Source organism: Dellaglioa sp. CoH-57-MRSF-20 (assembly GCF_056781955.1).
Map to the genome: position 1 here is coordinate 1 of NZ_JBXAXV010000127.1, position 438 is coordinate 438.

General features: G+C 57.1%; 1 protein-coding gene. It reads right to left on the reverse strand.

Annotated elements, in window-relative coordinates; all coding sequences use genetic code 11:
* Positions 1-402: hypothetical protein (locus tag AC1RPN_RS08455; protein WP_481763755.1), on the reverse strand; the 402-nt coding region annotated here is incomplete at its 3' end.
* Positions 403-438: the final 36 nt, after the last annotated feature.

Here is a 438-nt window from a genome sequence, read left to right on the forward strand (position 1 = left end):
GCGCAGTACTTCGGTGTCGTCGTACTTTCGGAGCACAGGATTATCGAAGCCGCCGTATAGGTTGTGCCACACGACTTCCTCGCGACTGCGCTTTTGGAATTCCTGCACAAGATAGGCCGCGAAGTACAAGGCTTGTCGATCGTCGGGAGAACCCGCCACGCAGTAGAGCATGGGCGTCGTCGGGTCGTCCAGAAACATACCAATGCTCTGATCCTGCTTCGACGAGTCGATCACGCGTTCTTTCATGCGCTCGTTCTCGGTCCCGAAGTCCTGAGGCATCCACCGAAACTTACCGCATTTCCAGACCCACCCCGGAACCACGGACAGCAGCTGCGGCGTACGCTTGGCCTCAATGGTCTTGGGTATAGCCGCCGCTTTAGTAGCACTTGTGGGCTTAGCCACGTCTTCCGGAGCCACCTCATTTGCAATGTCATTGGC